The organism is Bacteroidota bacterium (genome assembly GCA_021300195.1).
GTDB lineage: Bacteria > Bacteroidota > Bacteroidia > J057 > JAJTIE01 > JAJTIE01.
On the sequence record JAJTIE010000033.1, the window covers coordinates 13,220 to 32,773 of the forward strand.

A 19,554-nucleotide genomic window follows, 5' to 3' on the forward strand; every position below is an offset into this window, starting at 1 on the left:
CTAAATTTGCGACAATACGTCTTTAGCCATCATTATTTTGTTTAGAAGTCATAGCCTGCTCAAGGCTCTTCTCCTGGGTTTTTGCGTACTGTGCAGCGTAGGCTGCCAGCGCAAGGTGCAGCTTTTTAGGGGAGACTATGAGCAGTATTACCGGGAACAGAAACGGGTGGACCGCAAGGCTGCTGTTGTAACCCTGCGTCCCTATCCAGTAGATATGCTTAGCTACCGCCACCGGATCCGGGTGGGAGATGAGCTAACGCTAAGAATATACAACCTGCCCACCGTGCTAGAGACTGGCATCAAGCTGGCCGAAGAGCCCGCTGGCTTCAAAGCAAATGTGGACGTGCATGGCTATGTGTACTTCCCGCTGCTGCCCAGGCTGTATGCAAAAGGGCTGCTGACCGAGGAGGTGGAGGAACTGGCGGTAAACGAGCTGGCCAAGCTTTACAAAGATCCGCTGCTGAGCGTACGCCTGAGCAACCTGCGGGCCTATGTGTTTGGCGCTAGTGGGGGCCGAGGTGTCGTGCAACAAGTGGTGACTACCGGTTCCGGCACATTCATACAGATGGAGCAGGAGGAAGAGAGCCTCGTGAGCATCCTCAGCAAGGCGGGCGGCATATCCAATACGGCCAATATCGCCAAGGTGAAAATCATCCGAAACTACCAGTCCGACAGCCTGCAAATTATCTGGGTAGACCTCCGGAATCCGGATGTACTGAATGATCCCATGCTTAACATTCGCTCTGAAGACATTGTTTATATGGAATCCAGAGGACTTCCGCTGTTCCTTACCGAGCTGAATCCCTACCTAACCTTCATCAATGTTGGACTAAGCCTCTTCCTGGTGTACCAGGCGGCAATCCGATAAGCACCATGGCACAGCTGGACCGTAGAATAGACGAATATCTGGGCAAACGCATACTGGGCGTATTCCTGCGAAAACGGTGGCTGATACTGGGATGCACGCTCGCCTGTTTTCTGGCAGCCAACCTATACCTGCGGTATGTCAAAACACTATACAAGGTGCATGGAACCCTGCGGATAGACATAGGTGTAAACCAGAGCTTCCAGTTGGGCCTGGAACAAGGCGACCCTTTACAAAAGAGCCTTACCGAGGTAGGCATTATAACCAGCATAGAACATATCCGCAAGGTGGTACAGACGCTCGGGCTGAATGTGGTGTATGAGCAAAAGGGACGGGTTAAGTCTTCGGTCATCTTTGGCAGCGTTCCATTTCGGCTACATTACGCAAACGAGCACTTCTCCCTCTATGGACAACGCTTCTCGCTAACTACGCTGGCAGGGAATCGGTATCGAATAAGACTGGGTCAAGACGACCAACAGGAACAGGAGGCCCGTTTTGGCGAAACCATCACACTGGGGGGCGAACAGCTGAAACTGGAACAGACACGAAGCACACTAACGGACCAGGAGTTTGAGTTTTATGTGCTGGATACAAACACCATGATTCAGCAGATAAAGGAAAACCTGAGTGTACTACCCGCCGGGTCGGAGGAGATATTCGACCTGTTTTACGTGGACGAAAGCACGGATCGAGGCAAGGCAATTCTGGATGAACTTATCCAGATTTATCTCAAGTCGGAACGCAAGAACAAGGAAAAAAGCTACATCCAGCAGATAGCCTACATCCAGGGCTTTCAGCAAACACTTCAGGACTCCATTAAGCAGGCACGCCTCTTGCTGGAACAATATGAGCTGAAAGCCGAAATCCCCATTCTGCTGGGCCTGCAAAACACCACGGTGCAGACATATGGAAGTAGTGAGCAGCAAATAAAAAACCTGGGTCCGCAGCTGGCCACCCTCCGCCAGCTGAATGCCTACCTGATAGGCCTGCAGGGTAAGCTAGCGGATCCGGACTTAAGTCTCTCTTTCAGTAACTACCCGCTGAACATAGAACCCATCAACGCCCTTTATCAGAAAATGTCTGAACTGGTGGCTGAGCGCAAGGCACTGCTAAGCCAGGTAAGCTCCCGCAGCTACACCATTGTCAAGCGCGACCGTGAGCTCGCCCAACTATACAGCAATCTTCGAAATCTTGTACTCAAAGAGATTGGCCTAAGTGAAAAGGAGCAGGCAAAGATGCAGGCCGAGAACAGCCAAAGCAAGACACGTATTTACAGCCTGCCTGCCAAAGAGCGTACACAAAAGGAACTGCAAGAAAACTATGTCGATCTGGAGCAAAAGCTTCGCGAATTTGAAAAACTGGTTTTCGACCTGAATGTAGCTAAAGCAGCCATTACCTCAAATTCAGAGATCATCCGTCAGCCAAGTCCAGAGCCATTCCCTATTTCGCCAAAGCGAAACATCCTGCTGTATGGCAGCTTGATTCTGGGTTTTTTTGGCTCTATTTCAGTTATCCTGGTCATAGAAGCAACCAAAGAGAAACTCTCCTACCGCTCCGAGCTGGAGGCCAAGACTAGTGTGCCCATCATTGGGGAAGTAGCCCGCTCTCGCACCCGAGAGCCTGCAGATATAGTCCACGTGCTGATGCACCCCAAGTCATCGGTTACGGAATCCTTCCGTTCACTGAGGAGTAACATCCGGTTTCTGCTGAACGAAGACAAGAGCGCCACCATTGCATTCACCAGCACCGTAAGTGGGGAGGGCAAGAGCTATTCCTCCATCAATTTTGCCGCCATCCTGTCTTTGCTGGACCGGTCGGTGGTATTGGTAGATGTAGACCTGCGAAAACCACGATTACACAAAACTTTTAAGACGAGGAACGATTCTGGATTAACCAGTTATCTAATCAATCAGGACGACCTGGATGACATCATCCAATCTTCCGGCTTTCAAAATCTCGACTTCATTGCGGCTGGCCCCATCCCCCCAAATCCAGCGGAGCTGATTAATAGCAAACGCTTCAACCAGCTCATTTCCGAGCTTAAGGAGCGATACGACTACGTAGTAATGGACACCTCGCCCGTAGGCATGGTAACCGATGCGCTGCCTATTATCAAGTCAAGCGACATCTGCATGTACCTGTTTCGGGCGGACTACAGCCGCAAGCTGTTTCTCAAATACATCGAGCGAATTATCGAAGAGAATCGCTACCCAAAAATCTATGTGGTATTTAACTGCGTGAATCCATCCATACAGAAGTATGGCTATAGCTATAGCTACGGGTATGGAAAAACCTATGGCTACGGATCGGAAGCGGACAAAGAAGGGCTGGCCAGTTATATTGTGGATCCGGAGGAACCTGGCAGCAAGTGGCGTCGCTTTCTGAACCGTTGGTTTACCTGACGCACACCCTATTTACACGCCTTACCTATGCACAAGAAACCGGGATTTTGGATTGTAACAGGCATCCTGCTGCTGGGGCTGGGGGGCTACGTGGCCATATCACTGGTAAGCCCCGAAACAAAGGACCTGACGCAGGTGCGTAAGAACTATGCTGCCAGCGAGGCCATCCGCCTACTGGGCCCGGATGCCAGGCTGCTGCATCAGGTAGAGGACATAGACGCGGACGGCCAGAAGGAAACGGTGGCCTACAAGGCCATGCCCAACACGGCGCAACGGCCCAGCACGGCGAATAGTGGCTGGATATACGCACGTAGCTTTTATGTGCTAAAGCACACCTCACAGAAGACCTTCACGGTCATTCGGGCCGAAGCCAATGGGGTGCGCAACGAGCGCGACCAACCATTCGCGCCCGCTACTGCCCCGTATGGATACTGGGTAGCGCGGGATAGCCTGGAGAGCGGAGCACCTGTTTTTGTGTTCTATCTGGCCGATAGCCTGGGGCAGGTAGCAAGCGACCCGCTGCCCATCGGCTGGGACGCAGCCGCTAGCCGCTATCAGCTTATCCTTCCCTAAGGCTCCGGGCTTCTTCGTGGCGCGGAGGCACATCTGCGTACTCTCCGGGCATTGCACCCAAGGCATGGCTGAAACGTGGAGGAGCTATAACAGCCAATGCTGCGAGGCTCTCAGTTCGACTAACAGCCATGCACACAAAGGGAGAAGTGGGTGGCTGCCGGCTGGCTTACCTGGTGGTAGCAGCCTTCTTTCGGGCAATCATCATATTGCTCGTACCTTTCCGAAACTGGTAGCCCGTGCCAAACTCCAGTGGCTTGGCCTGCTTCTTCTGGTTGTAGATATCCCAGAGATCCTGCTGGAAATAATTGGAAAACAGGGCAATGGGGCGGCTATAGGCACCATAGTACTGTAGGTCCCAGTGGGTAGTGTCCAGCATGCGGATGGGCATACCGCTGTCATCCTGCACATACACCTGGCTAATCTCCAGGGTTTTATCCTTTATTAGGTGGAAGTAAGATTTGTACATCAGGTAGCTGGCCGCCTTTACATAGGTGTGGGCAGGGTTCAGGCCAGTCAGGTAGGGCAGAAAACCTTGCTCCTTTTGGATGTTGGCGTCCGACACATCTACCGAGAAATACTGCAGCTGCTGAACCGCCTTCTGGCCTGTTTTTCGGAAGAAGATCTGATTGCCCGTTACCAGCCCCTTTCCCGCCACACTCATCTCGGGGTCTGATCCTGCCGGAATGGGTTGCACCTCACCGTTGGGGCTTAGCTGGATGCGCCGCACCTGTAGCACCTCGTGGCCTGTGCGGGCCATAAATGCCAGCAAGACAGGCAGGGTACCATTCAGCTCGGCCCGCCGGAAGTCTACCGTCATGTCGTTGGTGCGGAAGAAGCTCCAGCTCAGGATAGCATACAGGCTCTTCTGCACATTAGCCAGGTTAGCCGCCAGGCGTGCCGCGTCCATCTTGCGGATGTCTATGGCATCGCCCTCTGGCTCCAGGCCAAAGAGTACGTATTTCTCGGCATGGGGATACACCGACTGAATAGCCATGAAGTCGGCCCCGCTGAATGGATAATATACGGTGTGCGTGCTTTTGTGCGCCTCGGGCAGTTCCTGTGCTGCCCATTGGGTAAGGGGCTGTACAAACTTGGCTTCTTGGCCCGGCCAGCCCTGCTCAAAGTATCGGCTATGCTGCTGTGCACCTGGGCTACTGGCCAGCGCTGCCAGGCTGCTACCCTCGGGCTGCGGCAGGCCAGCCAGCAGGCATGCCAGCTCATTCCAGTACGGGTCTGCCGCTACAGCTGGCTGGCTGGCTCCTGCTGTAGTCGTATGTGTGCTATCCGTCTTCGTATCTGTGGGCTGCTTCTTATCAGCTTGTGGCTCGCTGCAGGCAGCAGCCAGGGCTAGTAGCAGGATCGGGAAAATAATGCGCTTCATGCAAGTATAAAATAAACGTTGGCGTTCGACAGAAAAGGCAGGTATGCCTAGGCCCGGGCTTTCAGCTCCTCGCGCTTGTCATACCGGTAGGCTAGCAGGTAAACCAGAAAACCAGCAACCAGGGTGCAGAGGCTGATAAGGGGCACCTCGGTCTGGAAACCTCCATTTGGCCCAAAATCATACACACTAAACACGATGAGCCACAGGCATAGACCTAAAAACAGAATCGGCGGAATGGGATACAGGGGCACCCGGGCCTGGGCTGGCCGCCCGTAGCGGTAGCGGTAGATGAAAACACCCCCCACAGTAAGCGCGGCAAACAGGCTGAGCGTAAGGCCGATGTACTGAAAAATGACGAATACATCTCCATACAGGATCATGGCGCTGGCCACGGCCAGCTGGAGCAGCAGGGCTGCACGGGGGCTTCCGCTCTGGGTTTTGCGGGCCAGCAGGCGGTATATGGGGAAGTCTTCGCCTATGCTGGCCGTTACACGGGGCCCCGCCATTACCATACTGCTGGTGCTGCTGATGAGGGCAAAGGCAATAAGCCCACTCATAATGCGGCCACCGGCACCGCCAAAGATCTGGTGTGCCACATGTCCGGCAAAGTCGCCTTTGCCTGCCAGGGCCTCGGGCTGCATGGCCTTGAAGAACACATAGTTGATGAGCAGATAGAGCGTCGACACCACCAGGGTGCCAATCAGCAGGGAACGGGGCACATTCTTGCCCGGGTTTCGCACCTCGCCGCTGATGTAGGCGGCCGCATTCCAGCCGGAATACGCGAAAAAGACTAGCACCAGGCAAATGCCAAAGGCAGGGGTGCCCAGCAGTGCCCAGTCGGCACCGGTAGGTAACACAGAAAAGGAATGTCCTTCACCATCCAAAAAAAGAAGTCCTGCCAGGATAAATACCAGCACCAGCACAATCTTCAGGATGGTAAAAGCATTCTGGGTAGCAGCTCCCTTCCGGATGTCTTGGCTATGCAGCCAAGTAAGGCCCAGCACCAGCAGCAGGGCAAATAGCTGGCCAAGCTGAAACTGCCAGCCACCAACGGAAAAAAGCACCGCATTCTCTACACCCAGGATGGTAAATCCATACTGGCCAAACACCAGCGCCGCACCCGCTATGGGAGCACCAAAGCCTACAATGAGCGAAATAAAGCCACTCATAAAGCCCACCGCAGGGTGATACAGCTTACTCAGGTAGTGGTACTCGCCCCCACTGCGGGGCATGGCAGCCGCCAGCTCGCCATAGCTAAGGGCACCACAGAGCGCCAAAAGCCCACCCAATAGCCAGGTAAACAGCAGGATGGACTCGCTCGTCATACTCGCAGCCATGTAACCTGTGGTGGCAAAAACGCCCGAGCCAATCATATTGGCTATCACCAACAGCACGGCGGTCTTCAGGCCTACCTTGGCTACAGCCATAGGAGGTGCCTGGGAGGTGGGTATCTTCACCCTGGTATCTTGCTCTGCAATCATAAACGGCCACAAAAATAGCCGAAACCCCACGCACCGACAGGCGGAAAGAGGGCTAAGATGGTTTTTTTATCCCAAAGCCCAGGCTTGCCTCACCACAAAGCAGGTGTACAAGCCGAAAATGCCTATGCACCCTAGCAGTTTTTGTGGTAGATTTGGCAAAATTTTTCTGTAGCATGGCTGAACGCAAGAATACTCCCATCGAGCTCGAAGAAGACGAACGCATTAAAGCACCCAAATCTGCCCCCGCCCAAGCCCGGGAGCGTGCAAGCGTGCGGGAAAAGTGGGAAAAGAACAAGCGCCTGTACATCGGCATCCTGCTGGGAGCACTGCTGCTGGTGGGGGGCATAGCGTACTATGTGGCCGAGGAGCGTGAGAATGAAAAGGTTGCGCTGGATAATGCCGAGATGGCTTTCCGAAACTTCTACCGCGATAGCCTGGATAAAGCCGTAAATGGGGCTTCCAATTTTAGTGGCTTGAAAAAAATTGCCACTGAGTACGAAGGCACCCGCGCAGGTAATATGGCAAACTATATGCTGGGAGCTACACTCCTGCAGCAGGGGAAGGTAGCAGAAGGCCGTGCGCACCTGGAGGCTTATGACAAAAGCAAGGACCTGATGCTGAACGTAACCGCCCTGCGTGGCCTGGCCTACAGCTACGAGGAAGAAGGCAAGTATGCCGAAGCCGCCGCCCACTACCTGCAGGCTGCCGAAAAGCTGGAAAACAACCAGACCACCCCTCTGAGCCTGCTGGATGCCGGCCGCTGCTACCAGCTGGCCAAAGACAGCGAGGGTGCTACCAAAGCCTACAAACGGCTGCTGAAGGCGTATCCGAATAGCGCGCAGGCACAGGATGCGCAGAAGTATCTGGCACGCATTGCCGAATAAACACCGCCCCCATGGCCACTGCAGATACAGACACCGCATCCCTGGAACAATACAGGGGTCGCGCAGATTTTAGACAGGAAAGCATTGCCCTCATCGTGGCCGAATGGAATGCGGACATAAACGCCCGCATGTATAGCAGTGCCCTGCGTGTGCTGCAGGCACACGGGGTAAAGGATATAGACCGGATCCTGGTACCGGGTGCGTATGAACTGCCCTTTGCAGCACAGAAGATGGCCTACGACGTATACTCTGCCATCATCTGCTTCGGCACCCTGATAAAAGGAGAAACCCGACACGATGAATACATTGCCACTGCGGTGGCAAGTGGCCTGATGGAGGTGAGCCTGAAGCACGACAAGCCCGTTATTTTCGGTGTGCTAACGGTAAATAACCGCGAGCAAGCCCTGGCCCGGACCGGGGGCAGCGTGGGCGATAAGGGAGCAGAGGCTGCCGTATCGGCCCTCAAGCTACTGGAGCTGGCGCGTACATACACCGGAAAATACAATCCGGACGGTATGGTGGACGCTTTCTATACCGACGAGGACTAGCCTGCCTGCTGCTACCGCTAGCTAGCTGCGTCTACAGGGGCATAGATTCTTCGTAGCTCTTGCCATTGTAGCCCAGCCCAATGAAAAAGAGCTCCTTGCTACTGGAGCGTGTAGCCTTTGGCCTACTGATGGCCACCCGGTCAAACAGGCGCTGTAGCTGGGCACGGTAGGCTTGGAAGTCTGGTCCATCAAAGAATTTAGCCACAAAATGGCCGCCGCGTGCCAGGTATTTTGTCGCTACCAGCAGGGCCATTTCGCACAGCTCGGCAGATCGGGCCTGGTCGGTTATCTTGCTGCCTGTGGTTTTGGGGGCCATGTCGCTGATCACCAGGTCTACCGGTGGCCGAATACCTGCCTGCTCAAAGAGGCTCCCCCAGTCGGCCATATGGATGTCTCCTGCTACAAAGTGTGCATTGGGCAGGGGCAAATCCACGGGGGTCAGGTCTATACCCAGCAGCCGGCCCCGGGGGCCAATCTTCTGGCTGGCATACTGGCTCCAGCTGCCTGGGCTACAGCCCAGGTCTATCACCTGCTGGCCAGCGTGGAATAGGCCGTGCTTTTGGTCTATCTCTTCCAGTTTGAATACACTGCGGGCGCGGTAGTCCTGCTGGCGAGCCTTACGGGCATAGTGGTCGTTGGGTTTATAGGCCATAGTAGCTGGATGGATGGCAAGATGGACAAGATATACCGCAGGCGCAAACGAGTGGGGTGCGTAGCGCACGCTAGCCCAGGCTATCTCCTGGCTTTAGCCCATGCGCGTGCAGGTAGTCGGTCATCAGGCGCAGGAGGCCCGGGTGCAGGGCAGTGTTGGCGGCCAGAATGCTCTGTCCGAATAGCCAGTCCTGCTGCCCCCAGTAATCCGTTACAGTTCCGCCGGCCTCCTGCACCAGCAGGGCGCCCGCAGCCACGTCCCAGGGGTTCAGGCTGGCCTCAAAAAACCCATCGAAGCGGCCCGCTGCCGTAAAGGCCAGGTCCATGGCGGCACTGCCCATGCGGCGTATGCCGCGGATATGCCCCATGTAGGCCCGCAGCAGGTTCAGGTATCCATCTATGTTTTGTCCCTTTCGGTAGGGGAAGCCCGTGCTGAGAAAAGCGTCTTCGGTATTCCGGTTGCTGCTTACCTGTATGCGTGCGCCGTTCAGGTAGGCACCCTGGCCGCGTATAGCGGTGTACAGCTCATCCCGGTTGGGCTCATAGATAATGCCCATGCAGATCTGGCCCTGCCACTGCAGCGCCACCGAGGTGCAGAAGAAGGGCACGCCATGCACAAAATTGGTGGTGCCATCCAGTGGATCGATAATCCATACAGCCTCCGCATCCGCGTGGTAGTGTCCCCCCTCCTCGTTGATGAATCCGCAGCCCGCCAGCAGTCGGCTCAGCTTGCCCACCAGGCGGTCTTCAGCGTTTCGATCTACATAGCTCACCAGGTCGTTCTGCCCCTTGAACTCCACATCGGCCCAGGTGAAGGACTCCCGATCGAGCAGGATGAGCTCGCCCACATGCTTTACCACCGGAATAACCTGATCCATCAGTGTCTTAAGGTCCATATCGCGTACGGGGGAAATAGAAGAAATACAGGAGTACGAGGATAAACATACCAAAAACTGCGCACTTTCCGAGCCAGCTTCCATACTGGTTAAAGAAGGTGTGGCCGCCGCGCAGGTTGGCATGGGTATCTATCACCCCCTGCACCCCCCAGCCCAGTTGCTGGTGCATGCGGCCATAGCGGTCTATCACACAGGAGATACCGGTATTGGCCGAGCGCACTACTTCCTTCCGGTTTTCGATGGCCCGCAGGCGTGCCAGCTGGGCATGCTGCACATAGCCACTGCTGCGCCCCCACCAGCCATCGTTGGTAATAACCGCCAGCAGCCCGGCCCCCTGCTGCACCAGGCCGGCCACAAAGTCGGGAAACTCGCTCTCGTAGCAGATGAGCGGGGCTATGGCCAGGCCATTCATCCACAGTGGATGCAGGCTATCGGGCAGGCCATAGCTGCCAAAGTCGCCGCCTATATCAATATTCCAGTCTCGCAGAAAGACAAGGTTTTCCAGAAAGGGCACCCGCTCTATAAAGGGCACCAGCTTGCTCTTCTTATACACCCGGGGGCTGGCCTCCCCCAGGATGCTGGCGCCATTGAAGCTGTCGTAGTGCCCCCCCCCGGCCAGGGGGCGGGCACTGGCAGGCAGGGGGCGGGTGCCAGGCGGATAAATCCGCACAGGGTGCATGCCGGTCAGGATATGCAGGTGGTGCCGCTGGGCCACCTGCAGCAGCGGCTGCAGCAGCGGCTCGTGCAGCAGCTGGTCTTCCAGCACGGGGCCGGGTATGGCAGTTTCGGGCAGCACCACCAGCTCCGTACCGGCGGGCAAGTCTTTTTCTATCTGCCGGGCCAGGTCTTCTACCGTGGCCATGGGCGACTTCCGATACTTGTCGTAGGGGTCTATATTCGGCTGCACAATACGTACCTGCACCGCCTGCGAGGGATTGCAATCCGGGAAGGTGTGTGTGCGCCAAGGGTATATAGCCAGCGGCAGCAGCACCGCGCCAGCCACCACCAGCCAGGTACGCACCGGCAATCGGCGGCCCTGCTGCAGGCGGGCGCTGAGGTGAAAGAGGCCGAGGGCCACCACCAGCGTGAGGGCCGATGCACCCAGCACACCGGTAAGGTCCAGGTACTGCAGGTAAAGTGGGTAGTAGCTCCAGGCATGGCCCAGGGTCAGCCAGCTCCAGCTCAGCTCCCAGCCAAAGTGCAGGTGCTCGAAGCTAAGCCAGGCCAGGCCCAGGCCCAGCAGGGCCGTGGCCAGGGGCAGCCGCCGCCGCAGCCACACGTATACCAGCAGGGGCAGGCACATCAGGATTGGGTTCAGCAGGTTGGCCAGCAGGCCCCCCAGCAGGGCCACCAGGGCCTCGCCCCCCGCCACCTTCAGGGCCGTGAGCATCAGCCAATAGCAGCACAGCAGGTTCCACACCACAAACTGTACATAGCCATAGCGTAGCGTGCGCCACAGCTGCCTGCGCAGGCGCGCGGGGGGGGGGCTGATGACCCGCCGCTCCAGCACCGCTAGCACGGGCAAAAAGCCTAGCCAGATAAGGGGGGCCAGGGGGCTGGGCGGAAAGGCTGCTGCCTGCAGTAGCCCCCCCAGCAGCAGCAGCAGGTAGGGCCTATGCTCGGCCTGCCACCACCACCACGCATTCGCCTTTCGGAGGATGGAGATCATAATAAGCTTGTAATTCGGACAGGGTACCCCGCCGGTGCTCTTCGTGTATTTTGGTCAGCTCGCGGGCCACACTGGCGGGCCGGGTGGGTTCCAGCACCTCGGCCAGCTGGCCCAGCAGCTTGGCCAGCCGGTGCGGGCTTTCGTACAGCAGGATGGTGCGGGGCTCGTCCCTCAGGCTCATTAGCCGGGTTTGTCGGCCCTTCTTGGCAGGCAGGAAGCCCTCGAAGCAGAACCGGTCTGCTGGCAGGCCACTGGCTACCAGGGCGGGGATAAGTGCCGTGGGGCCTGGCAGGCACTCTACGGCTATGCCCAGTGCCAGTGCCTCGCGCACCAGCAGGTAGCCAGGGTCGGATATGCCGGGGGTACCGGCATCGCTGGCGTAGGCCAGCGTCCAGCCCTGTGCCTGCACCTCGGCCAGCAGGGCAGGGATGCGCTGGTGCTCATTGTGCATGTGCAGGCTGATGAGGGGCACCTGTATGCCCAGGTGCCGGAGCAGCAGGCCGGTGTGCCGGGTGTCTTCGGCGGCTACACGGTCAGCCGCTCGCAGGGTTTCTATCGCACGCAGGGTAATGTCCTGCAGGTTGCCAATAGGCGTGGGTACCAGGACAATGCGTGCACTCATTTGCAATGAAGGGAGGATATGCCCCCAGCCTTTCAGCGCAGTACCGGGTACCGCGCGGGTGGCAGTTGGCAGCCTAGGTTTCCAGGGTCAGTTCGCGGTCTATTCCGCACTCTAGCGAGATGAAGGTCTCGGTTCGCTCCACCCCCTCTATTACCTGTATCTTGTCGTTCAGCACCTCGCGCAGGTGGCGGGTGTCTCGGCACACAATTTTGGCATACATGTTATACATGCCCGTGGTGTAGTGCAGCTCCACAATCTCGGGTATGGTGCGTAGCTGGTGCAGTGCCTTGGCGTATACCGAGCCTTTTTCCAGGTAGATACCCAGGAAGGCCAATACGTCGAAGCCCAGGCGTGCATAGTCTACCACCAGGCGGCTACCCAGCACAATTCCGGCTTCCTGCATTTTCTTCATTCGCACGTGTATGGTACCGCCGGATACCTTTAGCTCGCGGGCAATGTCTGTGTAAGGTATGCTGGCATCGTGCAGCAGCATTTGCAGGATATTCTTATCCAGTTCGTCCAGGCTAGGCTTGTGTTCGCTCATGGCGGAATACAGGATTAATAGAGTTTAGTCAACGGCGCGCAAAATTACCCGCTATCTGGTCAAAGACAAGGCCATTTATCGATGTTTTCAGCTATTTAACAAACATTTTACCTACAATCGGCAGGTGGTCGCTCATACCACCGGCATAGTGTGTGCCCCAGTAGGTGCGGTGCATATAGGGTCCATCCCGGCCCTGCCGTAGCAGCTGGCGCTGGCCGGCGTTCCAGGCCATCAGGCTAGCAGGGTCTGTCGTAAGGGCGTGGTCTAGCAGCTCGCCCCGGCCCTGGTACAGGTAGGTATAGGCCTCAGGGCCGTCTGCATTCATATCGAAGAGCATAAAGGGAGGCTCCTCTGGCGAATTTCCGCACACGCCCTGCTGCCAGATGGCTACTGCCCCCAGGCCCAGGCGCAGGCTGGCATTGTGGGGTTCGTCGTTCAGGTCGCCCAGGATGAGCACCTGGGTGGTGGGCGCCTGCAGCAGCACACTATCCAGGTGGTGGCGTAGCACCCGGGCCGCCTGTAGCCGGTAGGTAGAGTCTTGGTAGCGGCTGGGCCAGTGTGCCAGGTAGAGGGCCAGGGCCTGGCCCGTGGGGAGTAGGCCAGATAGGTACAGCATAGCGCGTGTGCGGTGCCCGGGTGCCCAGGGGAAGTGTATGGGCAGGGTGTGTACCGCCTGTAGCCGGATGCGGCCCGTATCCAGCAGGCAGGCCACCTGCAGCCCGCGGGCATCGCTGCCGGCTGCATGCAGCAGGGCATGGTGCCGGGCCCAGGGCAGGCGGGCCTGCAGGGCGGCCAGCACAGCAGCATCCTGTTCTACCTCGGCCAGGCCCACCAGGGCCGGAGCCACCCCTAGTTCATCGGCCAGCTGGCGGTACAGGCTGGCCAGCGAATCCAGCTTGGCGGTATAGCGCCCCTGCGTCCACTGCTGGGCCCCCAGGGGTGTAAAGGCGTCGTCGCCAGGACCAGGTGCGTCCAGGGTGTCAAACAGGTTCTCGGCATTGTGCCAGATAAAGGCCAGGCTATCCTGCGCCCGCGCCGGAGCCAGTGCCAGCAACCACAGTCCCATGCAAAAACCCAATCCGGCGGAGCCCAGGCGGGCAGTACATCGTTCCAGCACAGGCCACATAGACCCAAATCTACGGCATTTTTTCAGGCCTGTGCACTGCACACAGGCGTAGCCAGGCCAGTACCAGATGGGGGTGGAGAACTAAGCCTGGGCGCAAGCAGGCCTGGTACGTAGCTTTAGGCATGCGTACCCTACTAACCCTATGCCTGCTGAGCTGCCTGGCGGCGGCCCTGCACAGTGGCTGTGTGCCCAAGAAAAAGTATGTGGCCCTGCTAGCGGCACGAGACAGCCTGCAGCTGGCCCATAGCCTGAAGGCGCAACAGCTGGCCGAAACGCTGGATGCGCGCGATAGCCTGCAGCAGCTGAAAGAACGATTGGCAGATGCCCTGCTGGAGACCACCCAGGCGCGCGACCGCCTGCAGGCTAGCTACGACGAGCTGAGTGCTACCAACCTGGACCAGGCCGAACGATTCGGCAAGGCGCTGGAGCTGAAAACCGCCGAGCTAAAACACCAGGAAGCCCTGCTGGCCGAGCGCGAAGCCCGGCTAAGCCTGCTAGAGGCACGGATTGCAGCCCAACAGAAACAGCAAAACCGCCTGCTGGAAACACTGCGGAAAGCGCTGGATGGCTACCAGGCCTCGCAGCTGAGCCTGGAACTAAAAGACGGACAGGTGTACCTATCCCTCTCGGATAAGCTGCTATTCGGCTCGGGCTCTGCCGAGCTGGGCCAGGAGGGAAAGGCGGCGCTGAAACAAGTGGCAGAGGTACTGCGGGCAGACACCAGCCTGCACATACGGGTGGAGGGCCACACCGATACCGACCCCATACGCACCAGCTGCCTGGCCGATAACTGGGACCTGAGCGTGGTGCGCGCCACTGCCGTGGTGCGCCTGCTTAGCACGGGCTATGCCATAGACCCCAGGCGACTGACGGCAGCGGGAAAGGGTGCCCACCAGCCGATAGCCCCGAACGAAAGCCGCGCCCAGAAAGCCCTGAACCGACGCACCGAGCTGATAATAGCCCCGCAACTAGCCGGGCTATACGAGCTGCTGAAGTAGGAAATGCCCATAGGCAACCTGCCGCAGGGCTGCCCGGTAACCGTTCAGACCCGAAAATGAACCGTTCGCTCAGTTCGCGTATCTTTGTCCCATATTCTGCGTAGATTTCTTCAGACTTCAACCAAAAGATTAAAATGGCTATGATCCAGCTCCATCGTCCACCAGGTTTACCGGCCCTACTGCTGCCGGTGCTCCTGCTGCTGGCCGGGCTATGCGGAATGGCCCACGCCCAGCAGGACAAAACGCAGAATGGCCGCACCGTCATCATCCCCCAGGATGACCAGCCTGCCTACTACAATGCCTTCACCCCGAATGGAGATGGCATTAATGATGTATTCAGCCCAAGCCAGCAGGTTAGCAACTATACCATCCTGGTGTATGACCGCTGGGGCAACGAGGTGTATAGTGGCACCCAGGCCCAGCCCTGGGCGGGCCAGGGCCGCAGTGGCCAGGCACCCGAGGGGGTGTATGTGTACCAGATGCGGGGACGTACCCTGGAGGGAGACAGCATACGGCATGTGGGCACCATAACGCTGCTGCGTTAGCCGGGCAGAACCCAGATTAAAGACCAAACAAGCCCGAGAGGCGCAGGAGCAGATACACGGGCATGGCCAGCAGGAAGCCATCGAAGCGGTCGTAGAAGCCGCCATGGCCGGGCAGCAGGCTCCCACTGTCTTTCACCGAGGCACGGCGCTTTAGGGCCGACTGCAGGAAGTCGCCCGCAGTGGTGGCCAAGGCCAGTATCCCTCCGGTCAGTATCCCTCCGGCCATATCCTCCTGCTGCAGGGCAAGGCCCAGCAGCATGCAGCCTAGCACGCTGCCTGCCAGCCCCTCCCAGCTTTTCTTGGGGCTAATGGCAGGCCAGATGGGGTGCCGCCCCAGGCTGCGACCCACAAAGTAGCCGCAGGTATCGGAACACCATACAAATAGCAGGGGGGCCAGGGCCAATAGGTAGGCATGCCTGCCGTAAATATCTTCATCAAACAAGAACATGGCAAGCCATAATACAAAGGGCAGTGTTGTATATATACTACCCGACAACGTGTAAACAATGCGCCCCAAGCGTGCGCGAAAGGCCAAAAGAAGTACCGAGAGAGGTAAAAGCGCAAATAGGACAACCGCCAGGATCACCTTACTGTTGTAGCTGCCTATGGGTCCTGAAAAAGTACCTTTGGGAGCATCGGGTTTAGGGTAATGAAAGGAGAAAACAGCATCCAGGTTGTTCATCCCAAAACAACCCGATATCCAAGAACTTGCCTCATCTACCAGCACAAGTAAACCCAAAAAGACGAAAAGCTGAAACAACATGAGCCCGGCTACCACCCAACGAGCGGCTATACGAAGCCGCAAAAACTCCCAGTACACCAGGCCGGCTAGCAGGCTACAGGCCAGCATAGCACTATAGGGAGAAACAAATAGTAGCGTAAGCAGCAGGGCACCCCCCAGCAGGGCGGTAAGAATGCGTTGGCTCAGGTTCGTCATGCTTGATCGGGAGTAGAGGGAGGGGGTAGAGCATGGCCCGGGGAGGGAGACGCGAGGCTACGCGGGCCCTGCCGGCGGAGGTTCTGGTGGATGTAGAGCCACAGCAGGGGTGCAAGCGCCAGGGCGGCAGCAGCACCCAGGGCCAGCGGCACCTGCGCCTCTTGCTGCTCCAGCTCGGCAGGCCAGCCCCAGTGTGCCACCCCGTAAATGGCCAGCACGCCCACCGCATTGTGGGCCGCATGGGCTACCACAGCGGGCCACAGGCTGCCGCTATAGTACACCAGGTAGCCAAACAGCGCACCCAAACCCATGCGATAAAAGAAACCAAAAAACTGGAAGTGGATAAAGCTGAACAAGAGCGCGGTAAGCCAGATAGCCACATGCGGATTCCACATGCGGCGGCAGGTACTCTGTAAGTAGCCACGAAAGAAGAGCTCTTCCATCACGGCAGGGGTGAGTGCTACCACCAGCAGGTTTACGGCCAAATCCTCCCTCAGCAGGGCCTGCTGCAGCAGCCCTGCGCGGGCCTCCATGTCTCGTATGGCCGCCTCCACTGCCTCCAGGCCTGCAGGCAGGGCAAAGGCATCGGGCTGTATGGCTGTGAGCGACAGCAGCGGGATGCCCAGCAGCGCCAGGGGTACCGCCAGCCACAGGCTGCCGCGCCAGGCCGGTGGGGCCAGCTGCAGCTCCTGCCGGGTGCTGCCCGCAGCACGAGCCAGCACCCAGGCCAGTGCCCCAAAGGCTACCAGCTGGGTGCTAAAAAGCTGTAGCTTGAGCCAGGGCAAGGCCGCTGCCGGGAGTGCCCCTCCGGCAGTCATCAGCTCCAGCAGCGGGTAGCCAGATAGGAGGCCGAACAAGGACAACAGACCAAAGGGCAATAGAATCTGCTGCAACAGGAAGACCAGACCCAGGCCCAGCAGCAAGACCGAGCTGGGCGGGAACAGGGAGCGACCAAAAGGACTGTCGGCCGGGTAGCGCATGCACAAAGATAGACAGCAATGGTACGCAAGCAGCCTGCCACAGATTTTGATAGCTTTACGGTTATGAAAATCCACGGAACAACGGTGCTGGGTGTTATCCACAACGGGCAGGTGGCCCTGGGCGCAGACGGCCAGGCCACACTGGGCAATACGGTGATGAAAAACAATGTGCGCAAGGTGCGCAAGATGGCAGATGATAGCATCCTGGCCGGCTTTGCCGGCGGTACAGCCGATGCCTTTGCCCTGCTGGAGCGCTTTGAGGAGAAGCTGAACAAGCACGGCAAGATCATGAAACGGGCGGCAATAGCCCTGGCTGCCGACTGGCGTACAGACCGCTACCTGAGGCGACTGGAGGCCATGCTGATCATCATGAACCGAGAGGAAGGCCTCATTATAAGCGGCACCGGAGATGTGCTGGAGCCGGAAGACCAGATCCTGGCCATTGGCAGCGGAGGTATGTATGCCCAGAGTGCAGCCATGGCGCTGAAGCAGCATGCCCCCCAGCTATCTGCCGAAGAGCTGGTGCGGGCCTCGCTAAACATTGCAGCCGACATCTGCATCTATACCAACCACAACTTTACGCTGCTGACCCTATAGGGCCACGCCCGCCATGCTGCCTGCCTACCCCTACCCTGCCACCGCCGATGGCCTGCTGTGGGACCCCATACGACGCTGCTATGCCGAGGCCAAGCCCGAGGAGTGGGTACGGCAGCGCCTGCTCTTCGCGCTGCTCTCGCAGGTGCAGGTGCCCCCAGCCCGCATAGCCGTAGAGCGCAGGGTGCTATACATGGGTAGGCCGCGGCGCTTTGACGTGTTGGTATTCGACACAGCGGGCCGGGCTAGCCTGCTGTGCGAGTGTAAGGCACCGGGGGTACCCCTATCGGCAACTGTGGCCCTACAGGCTGCCAGCTACAACCGGGAACTACAGGCACCCCTCGTCCTGCTAACCAATGGCGACCAGTGCCTGCTGCTGGATGCGCAAATGGCCAGACCTGAAGAAGAATGGAGCATCATCTGCCAAATTCTGCATCAAAAGATCCAACCACAAGCAGGGCCGAAAAGCACCCCATAAGCCAGCAATCTGGTAGGGCCGGTATGCGGGCCTCGCGCTACCCGTATTAGATAACGGACAACAGGCACACTACCTAAGCCTGCGGACAAGCAAACTTAGACACTGAATAACCACCAATGAAGTGCCCAAAAGCGCCCAGCACAACTTCCAAACAGTTAGGCTGGAAGCCAGATAGGCCAAGGCCGGATTAAAGTCGGTGGGATTCGGTAGCATGGCAAGTGTAGCAAGGTTCTCCCAAATGTCTGCAGTAGCCAGCAGTGGCCCCCAGAACACCATGCCCACAGCAAACCGATACCAGCTACCATCCATTGGGTTCAGCTTTACCAATAGCAGCTGAACGAAAAAAATAGTAGCCATCAGGCCAAAGATGAACACAAAGTCCAGGTACTGTGTCTCGATGTAGATATCCAGGGTCTCATTCCGGATTAAGAACTGGTACCACGCGGCTACTTTTCCCGGACTAAAAGCCAGCTGTCCGGCAAATAGCTCTGGTGGATACTCCGATAGCGCATACTGTCTGTTTGCAGCGCGTAGACCCAGAACCAGTACGGCCACCGACACAGCGAGCGTAGCTAGCAAAACAGGGTAGGATAAACGATGGGCGAGTGCTTCAATTCTCCGATACAACCTTTTCATCACATTTCTTTTAGGCTGTATAAACCAACAAAAAGAGCTGAAAAAGCCACCTGCACATAGGTTAAGATTTCCGCCCCTAGCTACCAAAGCAGCACAAACGCTTCGCGAGTATACCCCGGATGTTTTTTGTAAGGCACACGGAATGGCGCGTTATCGTGGAGCTTGGGAACGTTATGGCCCCCCTTTGCCTTCTATCTGCCCACAGCCTCGGGATTCATCTGCGATTCTAGTCGAAGAGCACCTCTTGTACCTGAATTTCAAACGGCACCTGCAGGATGGCCTGGTAGTCATGGCCAGTATCAATCATGTCTTCATCCGCCTCTTCGCATAGCCAGAGGATGGACACGCCATCGTTCTTCTGGTGGATGTCTTGGATGCGGCGAAAAACCTCCAGGATACACTTGGAGGAACTGGTGTTGAAGTACTCCAGCATAAAAACAAAGCGTGCCGAACCGGTGAGCCTAACCCCCTCTGTGTCCATCCAGTCGTAGATTTTCTGGTAAAAATCCATGGAATCTTCGGGGATGGACCTGCCGGTAAAAAGATACTCGCCTTTTTCCGGATCCAGTACGATCTTGGGCGTTTTATCCGTCGGTTCTATATAGAGAGTTGCCACAGTCTTCGCAGTTTTGGTACCAGCTGATCGACAAAGTAACAAAATTAACGGACAGACCGGTCTACTTGTTGCCCGCCAAAAGCAGATTGACCAACCGAAAGCAGATACCCGTACCCAGGCACCTGGGC

Annotated in this window: 21 protein-coding genes; 9 read left to right on the forward strand and 12 right to left on the reverse strand. The window is 57.4% G+C overall.

From position 1 onward, the window contains the following. The first annotated feature begins 37 nt into the window (after nt 1–37). Genes LW884_08180 through LW884_08190 form a run of 3 tightly spaced genes read left to right on the forward strand, consistent with a single transcriptional unit; the run spans nt 38 to nt 3,840 of the window. Complete coding sequence (locus LW884_08180) at nt 38–868, forward strand: polysaccharide biosynthesis/export family protein (GenBank protein ID MCE3008304.1); 831 nt, start codon at nt 38–40, stop codon at nt 866–868. A gap of 5 nt (nt 869–873) precedes the next feature. Further along, a complete protein-coding gene (locus tag LW884_08185; GenBank protein MCE3008305.1) occupies nt 874–3,267 on the forward strand; it encodes a polysaccharide biosynthesis tyrosine autokinase in 2,394 nt (797 codons plus the stop codon). A gap of 27 nt (nt 3,268–3,294) precedes the next feature. After that, nucleotides 3,295–3,840 (forward strand): hypothetical protein, encoded by a 546-nt coding sequence (locus LW884_08190; GenBank protein ID MCE3008306.1) that lies wholly within the window; start codon nt 3,295–3,297, stop codon nt 3,838–3,840. Nucleotides 3,841–4,006: 166 nt separating this feature from the next. Here LW884_08190 and LW884_08195 read toward each other — a convergent pair whose 3' ends face one another. Both LW884_08195 and LW884_08200 read right to left on the reverse strand, forming a co-directional pair. Continuing rightward, nucleotides 4,007–5,221: a hypothetical protein gene (locus tag LW884_08195; protein MCE3008307.1), complete on the reverse strand. Its 1,215-nt coding sequence runs from the start codon at nt 5,219–5,221 to the stop codon at nt 4,007–4,009. Nucleotides 5,222–5,268: 47 nt separating this feature from the next. Continuing rightward, nucleotides 5,269–6,648: an amino acid permease gene (locus tag LW884_08200; protein MCE3008308.1), complete on the reverse strand. Its 1,380-nt coding sequence runs from the start codon at nt 6,646–6,648 to the stop codon at nt 5,269–5,271. Between the two features lie 227 nt (nt 6,649–6,875). On the opposite strand from LW884_08200, the gene LW884_08205 reads away from it, so the two are divergent. Both LW884_08205 and ribH read left to right on the forward strand, forming a co-directional pair. Next, nucleotides 6,876–7,586, forward strand: a complete 711-nt coding sequence (locus tag LW884_08205; protein MCE3008309.1) for a cytochrome C biosynthesis protein — start codon at nt 6,876–6,878, stop codon at nt 7,584–7,586. A gap of 11 nt (nt 7,587–7,597) precedes the next feature. Further along, on the forward strand, nt 7,598–8,134 hold the full coding sequence (ribH, locus tag LW884_08210; protein ID MCE3008310.1) for a 6,7-dimethyl-8-ribityllumazine synthase: 537 nt from the start codon (nt 7,598–7,600) through the stop codon (nt 8,132–8,134). Between the two features lie 31 nt (nt 8,135–8,165). Here the strand turns inward: ribH and LW884_08215 are convergent, their stop codons facing one another. From LW884_08215 to LW884_08240, 6 genes are all read right to left on the reverse strand, one after another. Beyond that, nucleotides 8,166–8,786: an RlmE family RNA methyltransferase gene (locus LW884_08215; protein ID MCE3008311.1), complete on the reverse strand. Its 621-nt coding sequence runs from the start codon at nt 8,784–8,786 to the stop codon at nt 8,166–8,168. 70 nt (nt 8,787–8,856) lie between these two features. After that, on the reverse strand, nt 8,857–9,681 hold the full coding sequence (locus LW884_08220) for an inositol monophosphatase (protein MCE3008312.1): 825 nt from the start codon (nt 9,679–9,681) through the stop codon (nt 8,857–8,859). Beyond that, nucleotides 9,671–11,350: an apolipoprotein N-acyltransferase gene (gene lnt / locus LW884_08225; GenBank protein MCE3008313.1), complete on the reverse strand. Its 1,680-nt coding sequence runs from the start codon at nt 11,348–11,350 to the stop codon at nt 9,671–9,673. The genes LW884_08220 and lnt overlap by 11 nt, the downstream gene beginning before the upstream one ends. Then, nucleotides 11,295–11,972 carry a 16S rRNA (cytidine(1402)-2'-O)-methyltransferase gene (gene rsmI, locus LW884_08230; protein ID MCE3008314.1) on the reverse strand — a complete coding sequence of 226 codons (678 nt, stop codon included), beginning with the start codon at nt 11,970–11,972 and terminating at the stop codon, nt 11,295–11,297. The genes lnt and rsmI overlap by 56 nt, the downstream gene beginning before the upstream one ends. A gap of 73 nt (nt 11,973–12,045) precedes the next feature. Continuing rightward, a complete protein-coding gene (locus tag LW884_08235; protein ID MCE3008315.1) occupies nt 12,046–12,516 on the reverse strand; it encodes an Lrp/AsnC ligand binding domain-containing protein in 471 nt (156 codons plus the stop codon). Nucleotides 12,517–12,607: 91 nt separating this feature from the next. Next, nucleotides 12,608–13,582 carry a hypothetical protein gene (locus LW884_08240; GenBank protein MCE3008316.1) on the reverse strand — a complete coding sequence of 325 codons (975 nt, stop codon included), beginning with the start codon at nt 13,580–13,582 and terminating at the stop codon, nt 12,608–12,610. 182 nt (nt 13,583–13,764) lie between these two features. Here LW884_08240 and LW884_08245 point away from each other — a divergent pair, with 182 nt between their 5' ends. Together LW884_08245 and LW884_08250 are read left to right on the forward strand one after the other, a co-directional pair. Next, on the forward strand, nt 13,765–14,640 hold the full coding sequence (locus LW884_08245) for an OmpA family protein (protein MCE3008317.1): 876 nt from the start codon (nt 13,765–13,767) through the stop codon (nt 14,638–14,640). A gap of 140 nt (nt 14,641–14,780) precedes the next feature. After that, nucleotides 14,781–15,185 carry a gliding motility-associated C-terminal domain-containing protein gene (locus LW884_08250; GenBank protein MCE3008318.1) on the forward strand — a complete coding sequence of 135 codons (405 nt, stop codon included), beginning with the start codon at nt 14,781–14,783 and terminating at the stop codon, nt 15,183–15,185. Nucleotides 15,186–15,201: 16 nt separating this feature from the next. Here LW884_08250 and LW884_08255 read toward each other — a convergent pair whose 3' ends face one another. Together LW884_08255 and LW884_08260 are read right to left on the reverse strand one after the other, a co-directional pair. Beyond that, nucleotides 15,202–16,122 (reverse strand): phosphatidate cytidylyltransferase, encoded by a 921-nt coding sequence (locus LW884_08255; protein ID MCE3008319.1) that lies wholly within the window; start codon nt 16,120–16,122, stop codon nt 15,202–15,204. Continuing rightward, nucleotides 16,119–17,102, reverse strand: a complete 984-nt coding sequence (locus tag LW884_08260; protein ID MCE3008320.1) for a CPBP family intramembrane metalloprotease — start codon at nt 17,100–17,102, stop codon at nt 16,119–16,121. Before LW884_08260 ends, LW884_08255 begins: the two co-directional genes overlap by 4 nt. Before the next feature lie 63 nt (nt 17,103–17,165). Between LW884_08260 and hslV the strand changes: the two genes are divergently transcribed. Beyond that, nucleotides 17,166–17,699, forward strand: a complete 534-nt coding sequence (gene hslV / locus LW884_08265) for an ATP-dependent protease subunit HslV (GenBank protein MCE3008321.1) — start codon at nt 17,166–17,168, stop codon at nt 17,697–17,699. Between the two features lie 13 nt (nt 17,700–17,712). Then, nucleotides 17,713–18,174: a type I restriction enzyme HsdR N-terminal domain-containing protein gene (locus LW884_08270; protein ID MCE3008322.1), complete on the forward strand. Its 462-nt coding sequence runs from the start codon at nt 17,713–17,715 to the stop codon at nt 18,172–18,174. A gap of 69 nt (nt 18,175–18,243) precedes the next feature. On the opposite strand, the gene LW884_08275 is transcribed toward LW884_08270, so the two are convergent. After that, nucleotides 18,244–18,753, reverse strand: coding sequence for a hypothetical protein (locus LW884_08275; protein ID MCE3008323.1), 510 nt, complete (start codon nt 18,751–18,753; stop codon nt 18,244–18,246). 283 nt (nt 18,754–19,036) lie between these two features. Then, on the reverse strand, nt 19,037–19,426 hold the full coding sequence (locus tag LW884_08280) for a DUF1987 domain-containing protein (GenBank protein MCE3008324.1): 390 nt from the start codon (nt 19,424–19,426) through the stop codon (nt 19,037–19,039). Between the last annotated feature and the right edge of the window lie 128 nt (nt 19,427–19,554).